The sequence below is a fragment of the Hypericibacter sp. genome (assembly GCF_050729195.1).
Classification (GTDB): Bacteria; Pseudomonadota; Alphaproteobacteria; order Dongiales; family Dongiaceae; genus Hypericibacter.
Genome location: NZ_JBOHKS010000153.1, coordinates 1 through 21,155, shown reverse-complemented (window position 1 = coordinate 21,155; position 21,155 = coordinate 1). Strand labels below are relative to the sequence as shown.

Genomic DNA, 21,155 nt, shown 5'->3' with positions numbered 1-21,155 from the left:
CTGCAGGTACATTCGACTCGGGCGGTTTCGCTTGCCCTGCTGCCGTTAGGGAACCGAGCGAGGCCGATCAGGGCGGATCGTTTTCGCCCCTCCGCTTCAGGCGACCGTAAAGGCCTTGAGGGCCTCGTCGCTGACGGTGATGCCGAGGCCGGGCTTGGTCGGCAGCGGGATCACGCCATCGACCACCGGTAGCTCGTCCGGCACCAGCTCGCGCCGCAGCCGCGAGTCCGACAGGCCGTGCGGCAGGAACTCGATATAGGTGCAGGTGGGGGCGATCGCGGCCAGATGGGCCGAGGCCGCGATCCCGATCGCCGATTTCCAGCAATGCGGCACCACCACGATGCCGCGATCGCGCGCATGGAGCGCCACGCGCCGAGCCTCGGTCAGGCCGCCGACGCGGCCGACATCCGGCTGCACCACGTCGAGCGCGTCGCGGTCCATGAGTTCCAGGAACTCGAAGCGTGAATTGAGCCATTCGCCGGCGGCAACCCGCATCGGCGAAGCTTTCACCAGCTTGGCATAGCCCTCATAGTCGTCGCTCGGCAGCGGCGTCTCGATGAAATAGATGTCGTCATCGGCGAACATCTCCATCGCCCGCAGCGCTTCCTTCCAGTCCTGCCAGCAATAGGCGACATCGACCATCAGGGTCATCCCGGGGCCCACCGCCTCGCGGCAGGCGCGCACGATCCGCGCGATCTCGCGATCGTCGGGAATCTGCAGCGAATTATGCGAATAGGGCCCCTTGATGCAGATCTCGAGCTTGGCGGCCTTGAAGCCCAGCCGCTTGGCCTCGACCGCGCGATGCACCAGCACCTTGGTATATTCGTCGAGCGTGTTGCCGTCGGGCAGCAGCGAGGCATAGGGCGTGATGGTGTTGAGGGCACCGCCCAGCAACTGCCAGCAGGGCTTGTTCTCGGCCTTGCCCTTGAGGTCCCAGAGCGCCATGTCGAGCGCGCCCATGGCGCAAATGCCAAGGCCCCGCCGTCCGGTCATGGCCGAGCCCTTATACATGCGCTCCCACAAGCCTTCGACGTCGGTCGGATCGGCGCCGATCAGCATCTCCTTGAGGCCGAGCCCCATGATGTGGGTCCCCGGCGCCTCGATCATCGCCTTCGCCACCCAGGGATTGGTGTCGGTCTCGCCGATCCCGACCAACCCGTCGTCGGTGTGGATCTTCACGACCAGATTGTCCTGGGCGGAGCTGCAGGCATCGGCCCGGTAATCGGGCACGAGCAGGACGAAGCATTCGATCTTGGTGATCTTCATGTCGGATTCTCACGCATGAGTGCGGGTGGAGGGCGTCGGGGTGGCGGAAGGCTCGTCGGGCGGGACCCATTGGGCGCGCTGGGTCAACTCGTCGAGCGGCAAGTGGCAATAGATCGAGACGCCGCGCTCGGTCTTGCGCCAGGGTGGCGCCTTCTGCTCGCAGACCGGTCCCGGCTGCCAGGCGCAGCGCCCGGCATACGGGCACCCGGTCGCCAGCGCAGGGCCCGCCGCCACGCGGCGAAGGTTCGGCGTCTGCCGGCGCGGCCGGTCGGGATCGGGCACCGCCATCAAGAGGCTGTGGGTATAGGGGTGGAAGGGCGGGGAGAAGATATCCGCCGTGCGCCCCACTTCCATGAGCTGGCCCTGGAACAGCACGCCGATCTTGTCGGCGATCGAACGCACCACAGCCAGATCATGGGAGATGAAGAGCATCGCCACATGATGTTCCTCGCGCAGGCGGCGCAGCAGCTCGAGAACATTGGCCTGGACCGAGACGTCGAGCGCCGACAGCACCTCGTCGCAGAGCAGCAGGGTCGGCCGCGCGATGAGGGCGCGCGCGATCGCGACGCGCTGGCGCTCGCCGCCCGAGAGCTGATCGGCATAGCGCTCGGCATAACCCGCATCGAGCCGCACATCGTCCAGCGCCTCGAGCACGCGTTCGCGCATGGCCGCGCGGTCGAGATCGAAGAACATCTCGAGCGGGCGCGCGAGGATCGTGCCGATCCTGGCGCGCGGGTTGAGCGAGGCGTCCGGATTCTGGAAAATGTACTGGATCTCGCGGCGCTGCTCTCCTGAGCGCTCGCGCACCAGCCCCGCCAGCGCCAGGCCGTTCAGCTTCACCTGACCTTCATGGGGCCGCAGCAGGCCGCTGACGGCGCGCGCGACCGTGGATTTGCCGCTGCCGGATTCGCCGACCAGGGCCAGGGTCTCGCCGCGCGCGATGGTGAGGTTGACGTCGCGCACGGCGACGAAGGGCAAGGCCCCCAGGAAGCGCGCGAGGGCGCCGCCGCCGGTCCCGTAGGCGATCGAGAGATGATCCAGCGCCAGCAGCGGCGGATCGGGCTCGGCGACTGCCCGGGGCAGCGCCGCTTCGCCCGCAGCCGCGACGCTGGGGGCGAGCAGGCTTCGCCAGCGCTGGCAAGCGACCTCATGGCCGGGGGCCACGCGATCGAGCGTCTGGTGATTGACAGCGCAGCTCGCCTCCGCGAAATCGCAGCGCGGCTGGAAGGGGCAGCCCTCGGGCAGCTCGCTGCGCCGCAGGAGCCCGCGCAAGGGCCGCGCCACCGGCTCGTCGGGCCGATCGATGCGTGGGATCGAGCCGATCAAGCCGCGCGTATAGGGATGGCGCGGCTGATGGAAGAGCTCGGCCACCGGCGCGATCTCGACCATATGGCCCGCATACATGACACCGACGCGGTCGGCGATCTGCGACAGCAGCCCCAGATCATGCGTCACATAGAGCATCGAGAGCTTGATGCGCTGGCGCAGATCGATCAGCAGCTCGACGATCTGCTCCTGCGTGGTGACGTCGAGCCCGGTGGTGGGCTCGTCCAGCACCACCAGGTCCGGGTCGCAGGCCAGCGCCATGGCGATGCAGACGCGCTGCTGCTGACCGCCCGAAAGCTGATGCGGATAGCGCTCGACCAGCGCCTTGGGTGTGGGCAGGCCGACCAGGCCGAACAGCTCGACCACGCGCTTGAAAGCCTGGGTCCGGTCGGCCGCCCGCTTATGCAGCAGCAGGATCTCGGTGACCTGGTCGCCGACCCGCATGCCGGGATTGAGCGCCGTGGTCGGGTTCTGCGGCACGAAGCTGATGCGGTTGCCGCGAACCTGGTCGAGCTCATGGCGCTTCAACTTGAGAAGATCGCGCCCGCCGAACTCGATGCGGCCGCCATCGACCCGGCTGCTGGGATGGCGGTAACCCAAAAGCTGAAGAGCGACCGTGGATTTGCCGCAGCCGGATTCGCCGACAAGGCCGAAGGTCTCGCCACGCTCGATCGCGAAATTGACGCGATGGAGCACCGGCAGCCAGCCTTCCTGCTGCCGATAGGAAATCTGCAGATCGACCGCGCGCAGCAGGATATCGGCACCGCTCATCGGTCGCCCAGCCGCACGCTGCGCCCAAGGATGCGCGCCAGACCCTCGGTGAAGAGATTGAGCCCGACCACGAGCGAGGCCAGCGTCAGGCCCGGTCCCAGCACCGTGATCGGCGAGACCATCAGCAGGGCGCGATTCTCGCTGATCATCAGACCCCATTCCGGCATCGGCGGGCGCAGGCCGAAGCCCAGGAAGCCCAGCGAGCCGATCAGCACCGGCGCATAGCCGGCGCGCAGCGCGAACTCGACCAGCAGCACGCTGGTGGCGTTGGGCAGGAGCTCGCGGCGCATCACCGACCAGGGGCTCTCGCCGCGCAACCGTGCCACCGTGACATAGTCGCGGGTGGCGATGTCGATCGCGGCCGCGCGCGCCATGCGCGCGATGCGCGGCGCATAGACCAGCGCCACCACCAGCACCACCAGGACCGGATTGCCCGCGACTTCGGGCCCTGCCGCCGCCATGGCAAGCAAGGCCAGCACCAGGAAGGGGATGCTGATGAGCGCTTCGATGAAGCGCTGCAGGATGTCGTCGAACCAGCCGCCGATATAGCCCGAGAGCAAGCCGACGATGGCGCCGACGACGAGCCCCAGCGCCGTGCCCGACAGCGACAGCAGGATCACGATATGCGAGCCATAGACGACACGGCTCAGGATATCGCGGCTCAGCTGGTCGATGCCGAAGGGATGGGCCCAGCTCATGCCCGAGAGCGGAATGCCCGCGCCCATCTGCGAATAGCCATAAGGCGCCCAGAACGGACCTGTCACGGCCACCACCAGATGGACGAACAGGATGAAGGCGCCGATCCGGAAGCTCGTCGGCGTCCGGCGCCAGAAGGCGCGCAGGCGATGGGTGTGGCGGCGGGGAGCGGGCTCGACGGTAACGGCGGCCATGGAATCAGCGTCCCTTGAGCCGCGGGTTGAGGAGGATGGCGCCGATATCGGCCAGGAGATTGGCGGCGATATAGACGGTCGAGGCCAGCATCACCGTCGCCTCGATCACGGGCAGGTCGCGCAGCTGGAGAGAGTCCACCAGCAGGCTGCCGAAGCCCGGATAACCGAACACCTTCTCGACCACCACCACGCCGCCGACCAGATAGCCCAGATTGATCGCAGTCACGTTCAGCGTCGGCACCAGCGCGTTGGGCAGCGCATGGCGGATCAGCACGCGCGCCGGCGGCAGGCCCTTGAGCTCGGCCATGCGCACATAATCGGAATCGAGCACCTCGATGAGATTGTCGCGCAGCATCCGCACCGCATAGACCGCCATGACGATGGCGAGCGTCACGGCCGGCAGGGTCGTGGCCTCGAGATATTCATGCCAGCCCGAGCTTTGATCGACGATCGACATGGCCGGCAGGATCGGGATCGTGATGACGAAGACGATCATGAGGATCGTCGCCAGCAGGAAATCCGGCATCGACAGCAGCACCAGCGTGAGCGCCGAAAAGCCATGATCGACCAGCCGGTCGCGCTTCACCGCCTGGATCAGGGCCGGGATCACCGTCAGCGGGATATAGAGGATGAAGGCGTAGATCGAGAGCAGGACGGTGTTGTAGATGCGCGGGCCCAGGATATCGATCACGCGCCGGCCGCTGACGAGGGACTTCCCCAGATCGCCGGTCAGGACACCACCCAGCCAATGGAGGTAGCGCCAGATCGCGGGCTGATCGAGGGAAAGCTTGGCGCGCAGCACCGCCAGCGCCTCGGGCGTGGCGTCGCGGCCGAGAATGCGCGAGGCGACGTCGCCCGGCAGGATCTCGAGCACGCCGAAGACGATGAAGGAAACGATCAGAAGCGTGACGACCGTCAACAGGATGCGGCCGGTCACGAGGCGCAGCATGACCATCGGCGTCGCGTCCCCTCTCCCCGGGCTGTCGGTCGCGCGCGAAAAGAAAAAGGCCCCGGGCGCCTGAGCGCCCGGGGCCGGCCTCAGCCTATTTGCAGCTGAGATTCTCGAAGTTCAGGTTGAAGTTCTGCGCCAGCGGCTTGTAACCGTCGCAACCCTTGCGCAGCGCCACCACCTGATGGACGAACATCGGCAGGATCAGGCCGCCTTCCGTCGCCAGCATCTTGCCGGCGTCCTGATAGAGCTTCAGGCGTTCGGTCGGATCGACCGTGGTGTTGGCCTTGAGCAGCAGCGCGTCATAGTCCGGACGGACCCAATGGGTTTCCGGCCATTTCGCGGTCTGGGTATAGGCCACGGCCAGCCCCTCTCCGGGCGGACGCATCGACCAGGCCGAGGTCACGATCGACTTCTTGAGCCACACATCGTCCCAGAAGCTCTCGGCCGGGGTCACGATGACGTTGATGTTGAAGCCCGCGGGCTTCGCCATCTCGGCATAGACCTGGGCCATGCGCACCATGCCGGGCACGCCTTCGGCGGTGTAGAGATCGAAGCTGAGACCGTCCGGGTAGCCGGCTTCTGCCAGAAGCTTCTTGGCGCCCGCGATATCCTGCTTCGGCGGTTCCTTCACGTAGGAAGCCGGATTAGGAATCGGAACCGGATTGTCGGCACCCGGCTCGCCATAGCCCAGCAGCACGGTGTCGATCATCGCCTGGCGATCGACCACCATCTTCATCGCCTCGCGCACCTTCGGATTGTCGAAGGGCTTGGTGTCGATCCACATCGAGATCGTCATCGAGTTGGAGGCGCCGGTCTCGAGCAGCGTGACGCTAGGATCATCTTTCAGCGCCGGGATCACCGATGGATCGACGTTCAGCACGAGATCGACCTGGCCGGCCTTGATCGCCGAGACGGCCGCCACCGGCTCCTGCGCCACCGTCACGCGGATGCAATCGGCCTTGGGCAGGCCCGCCTGCCAGTAATTCGGATTCTTCTTGAAGATGCGCACGGGCGCGTTCGGTGTGAACTGCTCCTGCATGAAGGGGCCGGTGCCGTCCTCATGCAAACGCAGATCGTCATGCTTGGCGCCGTCCGGCACGATGTTGGTGAATTTGTTGGTGATCAGCACCGGCAGCTCGGCGACTGGGGCCGGCGTGGTGAAGCTGACGGTGTATTTGTCTACCGCCTTGATGCCGTTGGCGTCGAGGAAGGCGAGCACGGCTTGCGCGCCCGAGCCCAAGGCGGGATCCAGCAATCGCTTGAAGCTGTAGACCACGTCGGCCGAGGTGAAATCCTTGCCGCTGTGGAACTTGACGCCTTCGCGCAGCTTGAAGGTCCAGGTCAGCCCGTCCGCCGAGGACGACCATTCGGTCGCGAGCTCCGGGAGCACCTTGAAATTGTCATCGACATCGACGAGGCGGTTATAGACCGCGAAGGTGTGGTAGGCGTCGTCGCCGGAATGCATGTCCGCGGGATCCATGGACTGCTTCTCGCCGCTCCACTCATAACCCAGCACCTTCACGCATTCGTCGCCCGCCGCGGCCCATGCGCCGCCCCCGGTCATGACGAATCCAGCACCGGCCATCGCGGCCACGATCAGGCAATTGCGAAATGTCATCGTTCCACCCTCCTCCCCATGAGGCGTTGCCCCGCTGCCGATCTTCCGCCGGCAGCTAAGGTCGGGGTCGGCCGGTCTGGCGGCCTCGCCCGATTGCTTTATCGCTTTCCCGATTCCGAAATACCGGAATTAGGTGCGGTTATCTAGACTGCCACAGTAACGGTGTTGGTTTTCTCAAGTCAAGAAAGTGCGGTGGCACAAGGCTCAGTGCGAAATGCCGGAATTGAATCTTGTCCGGCGACAAGGTCGGTCAGAACAGGCTCGCGGTGATGCCGCCATCGACGGTCATGACCAGACCGTTGACGAAGGAGGAGGCCGGCGACGCCAGAAACACGACCGGGCCCTTGAGCTCATGCGGATCGGCCCAGCGCTTCAGCGGCGTGCGGTTGGCGATCATCCGATAGAAATCCGTGTTGGCCGTGAGCGTGTCGCTCATCGCGGTCTGGAAATAGCCGGGCGCGAGGGCGTTGCAGGTGATGCCCTGGCCGCCGAGATCCGACGCCATCGCGTGGGTCAAGCCCACCACGCCATGCTTCGAGACGACATAGGAGGGAATGCCGGGCCGCGAGACCAGGCCCAGCACCGAGCTGATATTGATGATCCGCCCATAGCCGCCCTTGGCCATCAGCTTGGCGGCCTCGCGGCCGACCACGAAGAGCGCGTTCAGATTGACGTTCATGACCCGGTGCCAGTCGCCGAGATCGTGATCCGCGATTCCCTGATAGACGGCGATCCCGGCATTGTTGACCAGGATGTCGAGCCGGCCGCGGCGATCGCCAAGCCGGCCCAGCGACGCCGCCACCGCCTCGGCATCGGTCACGTCGAAGGGCAGCCCCTCGACCGAATGGCCCAGCCCTGTCAGTTCGGCGCAGCGCTTCTCGAGTGCGGCCGGATTGATGTCGTTGAGGACCACATGGGCGCCGGCCTCGGCCAGCGCCTCCGCCATGGCCGCCCCCAGACCTTGCGCCGCTCCCGTCACCAGCGCCACGCGGCCCGTGAGGACGAAGCGCTCCAGCACCGGCTGGCCGGCGGGAACGGTCGATGACGGAGGGGTGGCAACGTCACTCATGGTCGATGCTCCGCGATGAACGGCCTTTCGCCGACGCTAGGAGAGGCCGGTGGGTTGTGTCAATATTTGATATCTGTATCACTATTTGATACACCGGGAACGCGCTCCGGAGCGGAGCGCGGGATGCGGGAGCGGCGATGGGCATGGAGAAGAAACTGAAGACGCGAAGCGGCGCGCGGCAGGCCTCGGCGGCGAGCGACCGGGCGCCGCGCGTGCAATCGGCCGCGCGTGCCATGGCGATTCTCGTCGCCGTCGCGGAGAGCCCGCATGGGCTGCGCGCGATGGAGATCGCCAAGGCGCTCGGGCTCGGCCGGCAGACGACCTATCACCTGCTGCACACGCTGATCGGCTGCGGCATGCTCGCCCGCAACCCGCAAGGGCTCCATGTGCTGGGTCTGCAGATGGCGACATTGGCCGATGCCTTCGTGCGCCAGCTGGCGGCACCGGAGCATCTGGCGCCGCTGGTCCGCCGCATCGCCCAGGAGACGGGTGAGACCGCCTATGCGGTCGCCTGGCGCGAGGGCGAGATCGTCAATCTCGTGGCGGCAGCCGGGAGTAATGCCATCCATGCCATGACCGTGCCGCAGGGCTATCACCGTCATGCTCATGCGCGGGCGACCGGCAAGCTCCTGCTGGCCCATACGACGAAGGAGATCCGCGAGCGCTATCTGGCGACCCATCGCCTGGACCGCCGCACCGCCAACACGCTGACCAGCCGCAAGGCACTCGAACGGGAGTTCGAACGCATTCTCGAGAGCGGCTATTCGACGGACCGCGAAGAATTCGCCCTCGGCCTCTGCTGCCTCGCGGTGCCGGTCGGCAGCGGCCCCGCGACCTTCGCCATCGGCATCTCGGCGCCCGCGGCCCAGTTCGAGGCCAAGCTCGTCGGCTATCTGAAGATCATGCGCCGCGCGGTGCGCGCCGGCTGAGCGGCGCGGGCAACGATTCCGGAATGTCGGAGCGTGATGCGCGGGTTTGAATTGTGCGATTTCTCCGTGTTAGCGTCCCCGCCCGCTTGAAGGGTGCTTCGGAGGATCGGGGATGGGCGAGAGACAATTGCGCGGCATGACCTGGGGACATCGGCGCGCGATCGATCCCCTGATCGCGACCTTGCCGGCGTTCCAGCGCCGCCATCCCGACATCGCGGTCACCTGGGACTCGCGGCCCTTGCACGGCTTCGAATTCACGCCGGTCGAGGAGCTGGCGCAGCGCTACGACTTCATCATCCTGGATCATCCCTTCTGCGGCGACATTGCCCGCACCGGCGCGCTGCTGCCGCTCGACGAGCTGGTGACGCCTTCCCTCGAGCAGGCCTTCGTCGGGCCGTCGCTCGCCACCTATCGCTATGAGAACCGGATCTGGGCGCTGCCGGTCGATGCGGCCTGCCAGGTCGCCGTGGCGCGGCCCGATCTGCTGGCGAAACTTGATCGTCCCGCGCCCGCGAGCTGGCCCGACATGCTGCAAGTGGGCGAGGCCGCGCGGCGCCAGGGACAGAAGCTCGCGATCGGATTGCGCGGCGTCCACAGCCTCATGACCTTCTTCACGGCTTGCGCCAATCTCGGCCGTCCTTGCGCGACCGATCCGACGCAGCCGCTGATCGACCGCGACACCGCGAAACAGGCGATCGACGCGATCAAGGCCCTCCTCGCCTTCTGCCCGCCGGAGGCACTGGACTGGAACAGCATCGAGCTTCATGACGCGATGGTCGCGCGCGAGGATCTGGTCTTCTGCCCCGCCGTCTATTGCTACGCGACCTATGCCGAGGCCGATATCGCCAGGCCCTTGCGGTTCTCGAACCTGCCGGGGCTGATCGATTCCAACCCGCGCGGCTCGACCATCGGCGGGACCGGCTTCGGCATCTCGGCCCATGTCAAGGACCGCGACGCGGCCTTCGCCTATGCGCGCTATCTGACGGAATCGGCCACGCAGAAGGCCTTCGCCGCCCATCACGGCCAGCCGGCGCGCATCGACAGCTGGGAAGATCCGGCGATCGCGGCGCGCTTCGGCGGCTGCTATCCCGACACCCGCGCGACCATGGAAGCCTGCTGGATCCGGCCGCGCTATGCGGGATATCTCGCTTTCCAGGCCGCGGGCGGAACACTCGTCGAGCAGCATCTGCGCGGCGAGGTGGGATTCGACGCGCTGTTCGAGCGGCTGTCGGCACTTCACCGCAGCAGCGCGAAACCGCGCGCTTAGAAGGCCGTCGTCAGGGCGCGCCCAGACGATGCGAGAGACCCTCGGCGGCGGCGCGCACCGCCTCGATCAGCTTGTCGCGGCTGGCCTTGCCGAGGCGCTGCTCGGGCGCCACCACGCTGATGGCGGCGATGCAGCGCCCCGTGGCATCGATCACGGGGGCGGCGACGCAACCCGCATGATCGTTGGCCTCGTTGATCTCGACCGCATAGCCCTGTTTGCGGAACTTGCGGATCTGCTGGATCAGCTTGTCGACCTCCATGACCGCCTTGCCTGAGGGCGACTGCACGATGGTGCGCTTCAGCATCTCCTGCAGCGTGGCGTCGTCGAGGTCCGAGACCAGGAGACGCGCGGCGGCCGCCCAATTGATCGGCACGCGCGAACCGACCCGGCTGATGATGCGGATCGGATGGCTGCCTTCTTCCTTGATCAGCACCAGCATCATCTCGTTCTCGAGCACCGAGAACTGCACCGTCTCGCCGGTCGCGTCGCGTAAGGACTCGACCACCTGGCTGCCTTCCTTGAGCAGATCGATCTGGCTGCGATACATCATGCCGAGCTCGAACAGCTTGCGGCCGAGGAAGAGACGCCCCTCCTTGCCCATCCGCTCGAGATAGCCGGCCTCGGTCAGGGTGCGCACCAGCTCATAGGCGGTCGATTTCGGGATCTTCAGCGCCGACACGATCTCGACCACGGCCAAGGCCTCACCCCGCGCCAGCATCAGCTCGAAGATCTCGAGCGCGCGCCGAACGCTGCGCGAGCCCGAGGCGCCATCGTCCTCGCCCCCGATCGTTGCCCTTGCCCTGACCCTGGTCGCCATCGCCGTCACCTCAATGCCTGAATTCCGGCATTCTGCACTATCGTTCAGTATTCTGCACCATTAAGCTGCCGGGCCGAACCGCCGACGAACCTGGCACCGCAAGCCGGGGCGAACCGCCGAAAACGAAACGGAGCCGCAAGGGAGAGAGCGATGAAGATTACCGATATCGAGGTGATCGAGCTGCGCACGCCGGGCTGGACCGGCATGACCTTCGACGGGTCCTACGACAATTGCGTGGTGCTGGTCCATACCGACCAGGGGATTTCCGGCCTTGCCGAGGTCGATTCCGTGCCGTCGGTGATCCGCGCCATCGTCGATGCGCCGCGTTCCCATACCCATGCGATGGGGCTGAAGGCGATCCTGGTCGGCAAAGACCCCAGCCATGTCGAAGCGCTGTGGGACGAGATGTATGACCTCACCAGCTATTACGGCCGGCGCGGCGCCGTGATCCATGCGATCAGCGCGGTCGATATCGCGCTCTGGGATCTGCGCGGCAAGGTCCAGAACAAGCCGCTCTCGGAGATTCTCGGCAAGAAGCAGCGCGACCGGATCCTGGCTTACGGCACCGTCTATCCCCTGGGCGAGACGCCCGACGAGGTGCGCCGCACGATCGATCGCGGTCTGAAGCTGGGCCTGCGCTGCATCAAGATCGTGGCCGATCCCTTCTGGCGCGAGGACCTCGCCAAGACGACCTCGCTCATCCGCACCGCGCGCGAGCATGTCGGGCCGGATATCCGCCTGATGGTCGATGCCGCCACCGCCTGGAGCAAGGCCGAGGAAGGCCTGCCTCTGATGCCGATCTTCCGCGATTTCAATTTCTACTGGGTCGAGGCACCCCTGCCGCTCGACGACATGGAAGGCCATGCGAAGTTCCAGGGCTTCGGCGTGCCGATCGGCGGCGGCGATCTCGGCCTCACCACCCATTACGAATACGAGCAGATGTTCGATGTCGGCAAGATCGACATCGCCCAGCCCGACGTCACCATGGTGGGCGGCCTGACCGAGCTGTTGCGCTTGAGCGCCATCGCGAAGAAACGTGGCAAGCGCGTCGTCACCCATGGCTACAAATCCAACATCACCATCGCCGCCAACCTCGCTTTCCTGGCGCAGCATTGGGCCGACGAGGTGCTGGAATATTCCACCAGCGAATCCGCGCTGCGCTGGGAGCTGACGAAGGAACGCTTCCCGATCGACAAGGACGGCAAGGTCGCCGTGCCGACCGGCCCGGGACTGGGCGTGAGCCTCGATCCCAAGGTGGTGGAGCGGTTTAGGGCGCGGTGACGAGATTTTTTCAGCCCCCTCCCGCAAGGGGAGGGGGCGAGAAAAATTATCATCTCGCCCTTACGTCAAACGTCCTCACCGCTTCCAAGCCACGCATGCCTGGCGCTGCTCGCCCAATCCCTGGATGCCCAGCGTCATCACGTCGCCGGGCTTCAAATAGCGCGGCGGCTTCATGCCCATGCCGACGCCGGGGGGCGTGCCGGTGGTGATGACGTCGCCGGTCTGGAGCGACATGAACTGGCTCACATAGCTGACGATATGGGCGACGCCGAACACCATGGTGCGGGTGTTGCCGCGCTGCGCCTTCTCGCCATTGACGTCGAGCCACATGTCAAGCGCCTGCGGGTCCTTGATCTCGTCGCCGGTCACCAGCCAGGGCCCGAGCGGGCAGAAGGTATCGCAACCCTTGCCCTTGTCCCAGGTACCGCCGCGCTCGATCTGATAGGCGCGCTCGGAGACGTCGTTGCAGATGAGATAGCCCGCGACATGCGAGAGCGCGTCGGCCTCGCTGACATAGGAGGCCGGCTTGCCGATCACGACCGCGAGCTCGACCTCCCAGTCGGACTTCTCCGAACCCTTCGGGATCGTGACCGCATCGTTGGGTCCCGTCAGCGATGAGGTCGTCTTGAAGAAGATGATCGGCTCCTTCGGCACCGGCAGGTTCGATTCCGCCGCATGATCCGAATAATTGAGTCCGATGGCGACGATCTTGCCGATGCCGGTGACCGGCACGCCGAGCCGCGGGCTGCCTGAGACCAGCGGCAGCTTCGCCGGATCGAGCGCCTTCAGCTTCGCCAGCCCATCGGGGCGCAGGGCGTTGCCGCCCAGATCGTCGATCGCAGCGCTGAGGTCGCGCAGCTTTCCGCCCGCGTCCACGAGACCCGGCTTCTCGCGGTCTGTTTCGCCATACCGAACCAATTTCATCGTTTGATACCTTCTGTCTGTTGGGCGCCTCGTGAGACGCCGGGCTGTTGGGCGCCTGAAATCAGCGCCGGTCGACGCGCCAGCGCGCGACCAGATCCTCGTTGAGCTCGATACCCAGCCCGGGGGCCGTTGGCAACTCCATGAAGCCGTCGACGACCTTGGGCTCGGGCGAGACCAGCTCGCGGCGCAGCACGCTGTCGAAGACCTGCGGCGAAATATATTCGAAGACGGGGGCGGCGGGACAGGCCGCCTGGAAATGACGCCCGACGGCGGAGGTGATGCCGGTCTTCCAGCCATGGGGCACCACCTGGGCGCCATGGAGCTCGGCCAGCTCGGCGATGCGCTTGATCTCGGTGAGCCCGCCGCCGCGCGCGATATTGGGCTGGACCACCGCGACCTTGCCGCGCTCCAGCCATTCCAGGATCTCCCAGCGCGTGGCCGCGGCTTCGGCACCGCCGATGCGGATCGGGCTGTTGGCCGAGAGCTTGGCATGGCCGGCCAGATCGTCATGCTGCAGCGTCGCCTCGGCGAAGAAGATGTCGCAATCTCCCAGCCGGTCGAGCACCCATTTGGCGTCATACCAATTCCGCCAGCGATAGCCGAAATCGACCGCCATCAGGATGTCGGGCCCCAGCATGGAGCGGCCCTCATGGATGAGAGCGACCAGCTCGCGGTCGCTCACCAGGTCGTAGAACAGCACCTCCATCTTCACGGCGCGAAAGCCGATATCGAGCGCGGTGCGGAACTGGCGCTGGATCTCGGCCATCAGGTCGCGGATCGAGCGGCCATGGGCGAGGCCCGGATAGATCGTGCAATAGGGTGTCAGCTTCTCGCGCCGCGCGCCGCCCATCAGCTGATAGGCCGGCACGCCCAGCTGCTTGCCAACCAGGTCATAGAGTGCGATGTCGATGGCGGAGATCGCATGGATGCCGAGGCCGCGGCGTCCCGGCCAGAAGGTGCCTTCATACATCTTCTGCCAGAGGCCCTGGATCCCGAGCGGATCCTCGCCGATCAGGAGATCGATCGGGTTTCGGCTCCAATTGTGGGCGGACGGCATCTCCAGGAAGGATTTCACCACCTCGGGCGGCGCGTCGGTCTCGCCGATGCCGAAGATGCCGTTCTCGTCGGTGACGCGGACGATCACCGTATCGACGGTGCCGTCGAGATCGTCGACGGCCTGGCCTGGTGCCCGGACCGGGATCACCTCGATCTTGGCGATCTTCGCCATGGCGCAATTCCCCTGAAGGCGTCGAGACGCGAAAATCCCGCCTGGAAGCGGGCGCTCAGTAAGTGGCGCGGCCGCCGGTCAGATCGAAGGTGAAGCCGGTGGTGAAGCTGCAGGCAGGCGACAGGATGAAGGCGATCATCGCCGCACATTCCTCGAGTTCGCCGCAGCGGCGCATCGGGATCTTATCGGTCATGTATTTGACGGTCTCGTCGGGCAGGGCCGCCACCAGCGGCGTGCGGATCACGGCCGGCGCCAGCGCGTTCACGGTGACGCCGGTCTCGGCATAGTCCTTGCCCATCGACTTCACCATGCCGATCAGGCCGGCCTTGGTCGCGGAATAGGCGGTCATGCCGGCGTTGCCGTCCTTGCCGGCGATCGAGGCCACATGCAGCAGCCGCCCGTAATTGTGGGGTAGCATATGGCGCAGGATCGCCTGGCTCACGATGAGGGCGCCACGGAGATTGATCGCATGGACGCGGTCGAAATCGGCGAGCTCGACCTCATGGGCCTTGATGTTGGTCTTGCCGGTGATGCCGGCGCAATTGACCAGCGCATGGATCTGGCCGAAGGCCTTTGCGGTCCCGGCGATGGCGCTCTCGATCGAAGCGGCATCGGTCACGTCGGCCTTGGCGGAGACGCTCTCGCCGCCCTTGGCCGGCAGCGACTTCGCGACAGCGGCCGCTCCAGCCTCATTGGCATCGAGACAGGCGACGCGCGCGCCCTCGGCCGCCATGAAGCGCGCAGCCGCCTCGCCGATGCCGCTTGCCGCCCCGATCACGGCCACATTGTAAGGGCGGCTGGGAAAATAACTCATCGACGCATCCTTCGTGATTTCCGGTATTCTGGACAAGATTATGAAATTGCGGACCCAAACTTTATACGACTAGGATGCCGGCCGCAAACGACGCCGCGTCGGCCGGCGCCTTCTTCAGCCTCGCGGGATCATTCCTCATGAGCAGCGCACCGGGACGCCTCGCCGGCAAGACCGCCTTCATCACCGCCGCCGCGCAAGGCATCGGCCGCGCGACCGCGGAAGCCTTCGCTGCCGAAGGCGCCCGGGTCTGGGCCACCGACATCGCGACCGACAAGCTCACCGGGTTCGACCACAAGGACGCGATCCTCACCCGCAAGCTCGACGTCACCGACGACGCGGCCGTGGCCGCGATCGCGAAGGAAGTCGGCGATATCGACATCCTCTTCAATTGCGCGGGCTGGGTGCCGGCAGGCTCGATCCTCGATACCAAGAAGGCCGACTGGATGCGGGCCTTCGACATCAATGTCCACAGCATGTACCGCACCATCCAGGCCTTCCTGCCCGGCATGCTGGCACAGGGCCATGGCGTCATCATCAACACCGCCTCGGTGGTCTCGTCGCTGAAGGGCGTGCCCAACCGCGCCGCCTATGGCGCCTCGAAGGCCGCGGTCATCGGCCTCACCAAATCCGTCGCCGCCGAGTATGTGACCAAGGGCATCCGCTGCAACGCGCTCTGTCCGGGCACGGTCGAGACGCCCTCGCTCCAGGACCGGCTGCAGGCCTATGCCGATCCGGCGGCGGCGCGGCGCGACTTCATCGCGCGCCAGCCGATGGGCCGCCTCGGCACGCCCGAGGAGATCGCGGCGCTCTGCGTCTATCTGGCCTCGGACGAATCCGCCTTCGTGACCGGCACCACCCAGATCATCGATGGCGGCATGACGACCTGAGCGTCAGGTCTCGCTCGACGGGCCGAACAGCTCGCTGTCGCCCAGCTCCTCGCTGCGCCGGCGCTCCAATTCCTGGTTATAGCGCTTGAGCATATAGGCTTCGGTGACGAAGCCCGCGACCCGGCGCGTGGTCATGTCGCTCACCACCGCCAGGGTCTCGACCTCCTGCTGCTCGAACTGCTTCAGGATGGAACGGATCGGCGTCGAGGGCAGGATCGGCTCCTGGGGCGCCGGCAGGAGGTCGCCCACGCGCTTCACTTCGCCTTCGGCGGGCGGGGGCGCCAGATGCAGCGCCGCGGTATCGACGACGCCGCGAAAGGCGCCCGTCTCCTCGAGCACGAAGAGCCGCTTCACCGCGCCGACGGGAAAGCTCTGCCGCGCCGTCTCCAGCGTCTCGTTGACCGAGATGAAGACGGGATCGCGCCGCATCAGCTGGCGCGCCGTCAGGTCGGCCAGCCAGCCGATGTCATAGGCGCCGCTGAGCCGCAGGCCTCGCTGGTGGAAGCGCCAGGTCGAGAAGGAATAGCCGAACCAATGGCGCGAGGCGAAGGAAGCCAGCACGACCGAGACGATCACGCCGATCGTGATGTCATAGCTGCCGGTGGTTTCGAGCACGAGCAGGATCATCGTCACCGGCGCGCCGATGATGGACGCACCGACCGCACCCATGCCGGCAAGGGTGAAGGTGATCTCGTAATTGGCCAGGCTGGGCGACAGCAGGGCCGCGCCCTGCCCGATCAGCGCACCCATGAGGCAGCCCAGAAACAAGGAGGAGCTGAACATGCCGCCACGCATGCCGGTGCCGACCGACAAGGCGGAGGCCGCGATCTTGGCCAGCAGGATCCCGAAGAGAGCGCTGGTGGTGAAGACGCCGTCGACCGTGAGCTGGATCGCGCCATGGCCGGCGCCGAGCACCTGCGGATAGATCAGGGCCATCGCCGCCAGACCCAATCCCGCCAGCAGCGGCCGCAGGCCGCGCGGGATCTTGAAGTCCTGCAGGATGCGTTCGATGCCGGTGACGGAACGCATGGCGGCGATGCCCACGCCGGCACCAGCGAAACCGATGATGACGAAATAGACGAAACCGATATTGGTCGGCGGCAGTTGCAGCGGCACCAGGAAGATCGAGTAATTGCCGAAGACCGACCGTCCAACCAGGGCCGCCGAGACGCTGGCAAGACCCACCGGCGCCAGGGCGGCCAGCGAGTAGTTCCCGATCACCAGCTCGAAGGCATAGAAGGCGCCCGCGAGCGGCGCGTTGAAGGCCGCGGCAATCGCCGCGGCGGTACCACAGCCGACCAGGATGCGCAGATCGCTGCGCCGCATGCGGAACAGTTGCCCGAGCTGGGACGCGAATCCGCCGCCACTTTGCGTGTAGGCCGCCTCCATGCCGACCGAGGCCCCGACGCCGGTCGAGAACAGCGTCATCGCTGTCAGTGACAGGCTGTCCCGCAGCGACATGCGGCCGCCATAGAGCGCATTGGCCTCGATCGGATCGACCACATCGCGGCCGCGCCAGCGCCGCTCCGCAGCGGCGACCACGCCATAGAAAAAGCAGCCCAGCACAGTCACGGCGATCACCCGGATCGGACCATCGGTATCGCCGGCGCTCAGATGCCCGGTGAGCGGCGTGTCGAAGAGGAGAAAATGAATGAGGCTGAGAAGCCGCTGCAACAGGCAGGTCGCGGCACCGACGGCGACACCGATCATCACCGCGAGGGTCACCGGTGCGGCCGCGCTGTCGCGCACCCGCTGCGCCAACCCGCGGAGCAAGGCGATCTTGATGCGGGTCAGGAGTCTCGATTTGAAGGGCCAGCGGAGGCGCCGGCTGCGCGTGATGATCGGCGCCATAAAAATCGAATCCGCTCTTCGCTCGTGGCCTCGATCGAAGGATCGCCGCCGCAAGTCCGGTCAGATTACCTGCCGAACCCTAGTCCGCTGTCGCGCGCGCGTCCCCGGCTTTCACCTCGACGCCATTCAGGGGCCTGAAGCCATTACCTTTTCGTCATGTCCTACGATAATCGGCGTGGCGCCGGCCACTCGGTGGATAATTGATTGCACAATCAATATCCCCAAGCAGCAGCGCGGTGACACCTCGCTGCCATAAAAAATTAGCCACCCGGTTAGATTGCAATCCGGACAACAGCCATGTCACTTTTATCTGAGGAATGACAGGGCGTTGAGGTCATGGGCTCGATGCCGGCGGGGAGCGGGGCCCCGATTGGATTGCGGAGGGCGTAATGGCCGGCGCGGATTTACAGGCATCCGGCGTGGATTACAAAGCCCTGTTCCAGGCCCTGCCCGGCCTTTACCTGATTCTCCAACCCGATTTGACGATCGTCGCCGTCACCGACGCTTATCTTTCGGCAACGATGACGCGGCGGGAGGAGATCCTCGGCCGCAACATTTTCGACGTCTTTCCCGACAACCCCGATACGCCCAACGCCACCGGCGTGAGCAATCTTCGCGCCTCGCTGCTGCGCGCGCTCCGCAACAAGGCGCCCGACGCGATGGCGGTGCAGAAATACGATGTGCGCCGTCCGGCCGCGGCAGGCGGCGCTTTCGAGGAGCGTTATTGGAGCCCGGTCAATTCGCCAGTCCTCGATTCCGCCGGCAATGTCACGCTGCTGATCCATCGGGTCGAGGACGTGACCGACTATATGCGCAGCCGGTCGCTCGAGCGCGAGAAGGACCAGGTGGCGAAGGTGCTGCTGGAAAAGAACGAGCGCATGGAATCGGAGATCTTCCGCCGCGCCCAGGCGCTCCAGGAGGCCAACAAGGCGCTGCGCGAGAGCGAGATCCGGCTGCAGCAGCTCAACGACACGCTGGAGGAACGCGTGACGGAGCGCACCCTCCAGCTCGAGGATGAGATCGAGGAACGGGAACGGACCGAGACCGCCCTGCGGGAAGCGCAGAAGCTCGAGGCGGTCGGACGGCTCGCCGGCGGCGTCGCCCATGATTTCAACAATCTCCTGACCATCGTGCTGGGCAGCGTCGATCTGGTTCGCGATCAGATGCCGCCGGCGGCGGCCCGTCTGGTCGAGGCGATCGAGCATGCGGCGCTCCAGGGCACGCGGCTGACCCGGCAGCTCCTCACCTTTACCCGCCGCCAGGCCCTGCGCCCCGAAATCATCGACCTCGCCAGCCGGTCGGAAGGCATGACCGAATTTTTGGCGCGCTCCCTCGGCGGCAATATCCGGATCGTCGTGACCTTCCCCAAGGATCTCTGGCCGGTCGAATGCGATCTAGGCGAGATGGAGCTGGCGCTGATCAATCTCTGCGTCAATGCGCGCGATGCCATGCCGAGCGGCGGGCTGGTGCGGATCGACGGGCGCAACGTCACGCTTCGCGGCGGCGAGTATCCAGGGGCCGCCTTCAGCGGCGACTTCGTGGCGCTCAGCGTGGCCGACAACGGGACCGGCATCGAGCCCGATGTGCTGGCCCATGTGTTCGAGCCCTTCTTCACCACCAAGGTCGTCGGCAAGGGCAGCGGGCTGGGGCTGAGCCAGGTCCATGGCTTCGCGCAGCAGGCAGGCGGGCTGGCGACGATCGAGAGCGAGGTCGACCAGGGCACGACCGTGACCCTGCTGTTGCCACGGAGCTTTGCCGCGAGCCCGGCCAAGTCCGGCGACGACCGCCAGAGCCTGTCGCGGGGCATCGGCCTCGTGCTGCTGGTGGAGGACAATGACGGCGTGGCCGAGACCGCGATGCGCATGCTCGATCTCATCGGCTATCGCTCGCACTGGGTGCAGGATGCGGGAACGGCACTGGCGCTGCTCCTCGGCGGCCAGCGCTTCGACCTGGTGTTCTCGGATATCATCATGCCCGGCAGCATGACGGGGCTCGATCTGGCGCGCCGCATCCGCCGCTATTTCCCGGCGCAACCGGTCCTGCTCGCGACCGGCTACAGCGATGCGGCGGCGGAAGTGTCGGAAGAGGGATTCTCGATCCTGGCGAAGCCCTACCGGGCCAATGCGCTCGCCGACGCGATCCGGACCAGCCTCAACATCGCCAACCGCACCCGGCGCAACAGCGCCTGAAGCGGGAGCGTCGAAGCCTCAGCTCCGAACGCGTCAGGCCTTCTCTTCCTCGGCGAACTCGGCTTCCAGCGCCTGCTCGAGCTCCAGCAGATCCTCCGGCACGGGCTGGCCGGTGGCACGCCATTCGTTCAGCTTCTCATGGAGCTGCAGATAGAGCTCATGCTTGTCCTCGGGCTGATTTTCCATCCGCTCGAGCAGCGTCTCGATCTGCGACTTGATGGCTTCGAAGGCCATAAGGCGTCCTCCACATTCCTGTTCGGGGGCTTTCGCCCGCGTCGGAGGGGAGTCTAGCCCCTATCGCCCGCCATCGCCAGTGAGGCGCTCGGCCGCGGTGCGGGCTGTTACCGGCCGCCCCGCTCAGTCTCCCAGCGCGTTCAGGACCAGGCTGTGGAAATGATGCACCGAATGCTCGCTGATGTCGCTGCGCTCGGCATCGACGATGTAGCGGCCCTGATGATATCCGCGCGAGCGCAGGCCGCGCTGCACGCTCTCGACCAGGCCGATATCCTCCGGCTGCAGCACCGCATCGACATAATCGACCGAGGACTGTTCCTCGGCGGTCGGTTCCTTGGCGGCGAAATAGAAATCCCAATATTCGCGGCAGGTCTCGGGGCCGGTCGGCATGATCTGCAGCACGCTCAGATTCTGGCAACCCGGGAAGGTGTTGAGCGTGATGTTGGGCCAGAGATACCAGCCGGAGAAGTGCTTGCTGGCGCCCGGCTGCGTCGCATCGAACTTGTAGGCCTTGTTGTCGCCCCCGGTCATGGGCGCGATATGGGTCGAGTAGATGCCGTGCGTGACCGAGTGATATTTCTTGATCTCGATCAGGTCGACGAAGGCCGGATGGGCCGGCGGGCAGTGGTAGCATTCGAGATAATTGTCGACCACGTTCTTCCAGTTGGCCTTCACCTCATAGGTCAATCGGCGCGAGAAGGTGAGCTTCTCGACCTCGGGCACATAGCGGCGAATCTCGTTGGCGAGATCGCCCGACTGGATCGCGAGCGGTGCGGCCGTGGAATCCAGATTGATGAAGAGGAAACCGAGGAAGGTCTCGACCCGGACTTCCTTGAGGCAGA

General features: G+C 65.9%; 18 protein-coding genes. 5 read left to right on the top strand and 13 right to left on the bottom strand.

What is annotated here, in order from left to right; genetic code table 11:
- Positions 1-96 precede the first annotated feature (96 nt).
- The 6 genes from ACREE8_RS11720 to ACREE8_RS11695 all read right to left on the bottom strand — a co-directional run bounded on the left by ACREE8_RS11720 (position 97) and on the right by ACREE8_RS11695 (position 7,892).
- Positions 97-1,266, bottom strand: coding sequence for a mandelate racemase/muconate lactonizing enzyme family protein (locus tag ACREE8_RS11720; RefSeq protein ID WP_431573179.1), 1,170 nt, complete (start codon positions 1,264-1,266; stop codon positions 97-99).
- Positions 1,267-1,275: 9 nt separating this feature from the next.
- Positions 1,276-3,363, bottom strand: a complete 2,088-nt coding sequence (locus ACREE8_RS11715) for a dipeptide ABC transporter ATP-binding protein (protein ID WP_431573178.1) — start codon at positions 3,361-3,363, stop codon at positions 1,276-1,278.
- The gene (locus ACREE8_RS11710) at positions 3,360-4,253 is read right to left on the bottom strand and encodes an ABC transporter permease (RefSeq protein WP_431573177.1); all 894 of its coding nucleotides are present in this window, start codon (positions 4,251-4,253) and stop codon (positions 3,360-3,362) included. The genes ACREE8_RS11715 and ACREE8_RS11710 overlap by 4 nt, the downstream gene beginning before the upstream one ends.
- 4 nt (positions 4,254-4,257) lie before the next feature.
- Positions 4,258-5,208, bottom strand: a complete 951-nt coding sequence (locus ACREE8_RS11705) for an ABC transporter permease (protein WP_431573176.1) — start codon at positions 5,206-5,208, stop codon at positions 4,258-4,260.
- An 88-nt stretch (positions 5,209-5,296) separates the two neighbouring features.
- A complete protein-coding gene (locus ACREE8_RS11700) occupies positions 5,297-6,823 on the bottom strand; it encodes an ABC transporter substrate-binding protein (protein ID WP_431573175.1) in 1,527 nt (508 codons plus the stop codon).
- 250 nt (positions 6,824-7,073) lie between these two features.
- The gene (locus tag ACREE8_RS11695) at positions 7,074-7,892 is read right to left on the bottom strand and encodes an SDR family NAD(P)-dependent oxidoreductase (RefSeq protein ID WP_431573174.1); all 819 of its coding nucleotides are present in this window, start codon (positions 7,890-7,892) and stop codon (positions 7,074-7,076) included.
- A 143-nt stretch (positions 7,893-8,035) separates the two neighbouring features.
- Between ACREE8_RS11695 and ACREE8_RS11690 the strand changes: the two genes are divergently transcribed.
- Together ACREE8_RS11690 and ACREE8_RS11685 are read left to right on the top strand one after the other, a co-directional pair.
- Complete coding sequence (locus ACREE8_RS11690; RefSeq protein ID WP_431573173.1) at positions 8,036-8,821, top strand: IclR family transcriptional regulator; 786 nt, start codon at positions 8,036-8,038, stop codon at positions 8,819-8,821.
- Between the two features lie 112 nt (positions 8,822-8,933).
- The gene (locus ACREE8_RS11685) at positions 8,934-10,088 is read left to right on the top strand and encodes an ABC transporter substrate-binding protein (protein ID WP_431573172.1); all 1,155 of its coding nucleotides are present in this window, start codon (positions 8,934-8,936) and stop codon (positions 10,086-10,088) included.
- A 10-nt stretch (positions 10,089-10,098) separates the two neighbouring features.
- Here the strand turns inward: ACREE8_RS11685 and ACREE8_RS11680 are convergent, their stop codons facing one another.
- Positions 10,099-10,905: an IclR family transcriptional regulator gene (locus tag ACREE8_RS11680; RefSeq protein ID WP_431573171.1), complete on the bottom strand. Its 807-nt coding sequence runs from the start codon at positions 10,903-10,905 to the stop codon at positions 10,099-10,101.
- Between the two features lie 150 nt (positions 10,906-11,055).
- On the opposite strand from ACREE8_RS11680, the gene ACREE8_RS11675 reads away from it, so the two are divergent.
- The gene (locus ACREE8_RS11675) at positions 11,056-12,186 is read left to right on the top strand and encodes a mandelate racemase/muconate lactonizing enzyme family protein (RefSeq protein ID WP_431573170.1); all 1,131 of its coding nucleotides are present in this window, start codon (positions 11,056-11,058) and stop codon (positions 12,184-12,186) included.
- A gap of 75 nt (positions 12,187-12,261) precedes the next feature.
- Here the strand turns inward: ACREE8_RS11675 and ACREE8_RS11670 are convergent, their stop codons facing one another.
- From ACREE8_RS11670 to ACREE8_RS11660, 3 genes are all read right to left on the bottom strand, one after another.
- A complete protein-coding gene (locus tag ACREE8_RS11670; protein WP_431573169.1) occupies positions 12,262-13,110 on the bottom strand; it encodes a fumarylacetoacetate hydrolase family protein in 849 nt (282 codons plus the stop codon).
- Positions 13,111-13,171: 61 nt separating this feature from the next.
- Positions 13,172-14,338, bottom strand: coding sequence for a mandelate racemase/muconate lactonizing enzyme family protein (locus tag ACREE8_RS11665; protein WP_431573168.1), 1,167 nt, complete (start codon positions 14,336-14,338; stop codon positions 13,172-13,174).
- A 55-nt stretch (positions 14,339-14,393) separates the two neighbouring features.
- On the bottom strand, positions 14,394-15,152 hold the full coding sequence (locus ACREE8_RS11660; protein WP_431573167.1) for an SDR family NAD(P)-dependent oxidoreductase: 759 nt from the start codon (positions 15,150-15,152) through the stop codon (positions 14,394-14,396).
- Positions 15,153-15,289: 137 nt separating this feature from the next.
- Here ACREE8_RS11660 and ACREE8_RS11655 point away from each other — a divergent pair, with 137 nt between their 5' ends.
- Positions 15,290-16,039 carry an SDR family oxidoreductase gene (locus tag ACREE8_RS11655; protein ID WP_431573166.1) on the top strand — a complete coding sequence of 250 codons (750 nt, stop codon included), beginning with the start codon at positions 15,290-15,292 and terminating at the stop codon, positions 16,037-16,039.
- Between the two features lie 3 nt (positions 16,040-16,042).
- On the opposite strand, the gene ACREE8_RS11650 is transcribed toward ACREE8_RS11655, so the two are convergent.
- A complete protein-coding gene (locus ACREE8_RS11650) occupies positions 16,043-17,890 on the bottom strand; it encodes a chloride channel protein (protein ID WP_431573165.1) in 1,848 nt (615 codons plus the stop codon).
- A 419-nt stretch (positions 17,891-18,309) separates the two neighbouring features.
- On the opposite strand from ACREE8_RS11650, the gene ACREE8_RS11645 reads away from it, so the two are divergent.
- Entirely contained in the window at positions 18,310-20,079 is a 1,770-nt protein-coding gene (locus ACREE8_RS11645; protein ID WP_431573164.1) for an ATP-binding protein, read from the top strand.
- 33 nt (positions 20,080-20,112) lie between these two features.
- On the opposite strand, the gene ACREE8_RS11640 is transcribed toward ACREE8_RS11645, so the two are convergent.
- A complete protein-coding gene (locus ACREE8_RS11640; protein WP_431573163.1) occupies positions 20,113-20,313 on the bottom strand; it encodes a hypothetical protein in 201 nt (66 codons plus the stop codon).
- 123 nt (positions 20,314-20,436) lie between these two features.
- Positions 20,437-21,155 (bottom strand): RHO alpha subunit C-terminal catalytic domain-containing protein (locus ACREE8_RS11635; RefSeq protein ID WP_431573162.1); only part of this gene is annotated, 719 nt, incomplete at its 5' end.

What these genes read in the sequence shown, in the direction of transcription:
- ACREE8_RS11720 (WP_431573179.1), bottom strand. Translation starts at nt 1,266, where the DNA reads ATGAAGATCACCAAGATCGAATGCTTCGTCCTGCTCGTGCCCGATTAC.
- ACREE8_RS11715 (WP_431573178.1), bottom strand. Translation starts at nt 3,363, where the DNA reads ATGAGCGGTGCCGATATCCTGCTGCGCGCGGTCGATCTGCAGATTTCC.
- ACREE8_RS11710 (WP_431573177.1), bottom strand. Translation starts at nt 4,253, where the DNA reads ATGGCCGCCGTTACCGTCGAGCCCGCTCCCCGCCGCCACACCCATCGC.
- ACREE8_RS11705 (WP_431573176.1), bottom strand. Translation starts at nt 5,208, where the DNA reads ATGGTCATGCTGCGCCTCGTGACCGGCCGCATCCTGTTGACGGTCGTC.
- ACREE8_RS11700 (WP_431573175.1), bottom strand. Translation starts at nt 6,823, where the DNA reads ATGACATTTCGCAATTGCCTGATCGTGGCCGCGATGGCCGGTGCTGGA.
- ACREE8_RS11695 (WP_431573174.1), bottom strand. Translation starts at nt 7,892, where the DNA reads ATGAGTGACGTTGCCACCCCTCCGTCATCGACCGTTCCCGCCGGCCAG.
- ACREE8_RS11690 (WP_431573173.1), top strand. Translation starts at nt 8,036, where the DNA reads ATGGAGAAGAAACTGAAGACGCGAAGCGGCGCGCGGCAGGCCTCGGCG.
- ACREE8_RS11685 (WP_431573172.1), top strand. Translation starts at nt 8,934, where the DNA reads ATGGGCGAGAGACAATTGCGCGGCATGACCTGGGGACATCGGCGCGCG.
- ACREE8_RS11680 (WP_431573171.1), bottom strand. Translation starts at nt 10,905, where the DNA reads ATGGCGACCAGGGTCAGGGCAAGGGCAACGATCGGGGGCGAGGACGAT.
- ACREE8_RS11675 (WP_431573170.1), top strand. Translation starts at nt 11,056, where the DNA reads ATGAAGATTACCGATATCGAGGTGATCGAGCTGCGCACGCCGGGCTGG.
- ACREE8_RS11670 (WP_431573169.1), bottom strand. Translation starts at nt 13,110, where the DNA reads ATGAAATTGGTTCGGTATGGCGAAACAGACCGCGAGAAGCCGGGTCTC.
- ACREE8_RS11665 (WP_431573168.1), bottom strand. Translation starts at nt 14,338, where the DNA reads ATGGCGAAGATCGCCAAGATCGAGGTGATCCCGGTCCGGGCACCAGGC.
- ACREE8_RS11660 (WP_431573167.1), bottom strand. Translation starts at nt 15,152, where the DNA reads ATGAGTTATTTTCCCAGCCGCCCTTACAATGTGGCCGTGATCGGGGCG.
- ACREE8_RS11655 (WP_431573166.1), top strand. Translation starts at nt 15,290, where the DNA reads ATGAGCAGCGCACCGGGACGCCTCGCCGGCAAGACCGCCTTCATCACC.
- ACREE8_RS11650 (WP_431573165.1), bottom strand. Translation starts at nt 17,890, where the DNA reads ATGGCGCCGATCATCACGCGCAGCCGGCGCCTCCGCTGGCCCTTCAAA.
- ACREE8_RS11640 (WP_431573163.1), bottom strand. Translation starts at nt 20,313, where the DNA reads ATGGCCTTCGAAGCCATCAAGTCGCAGATCGAGACGCTGCTCGAGCGG.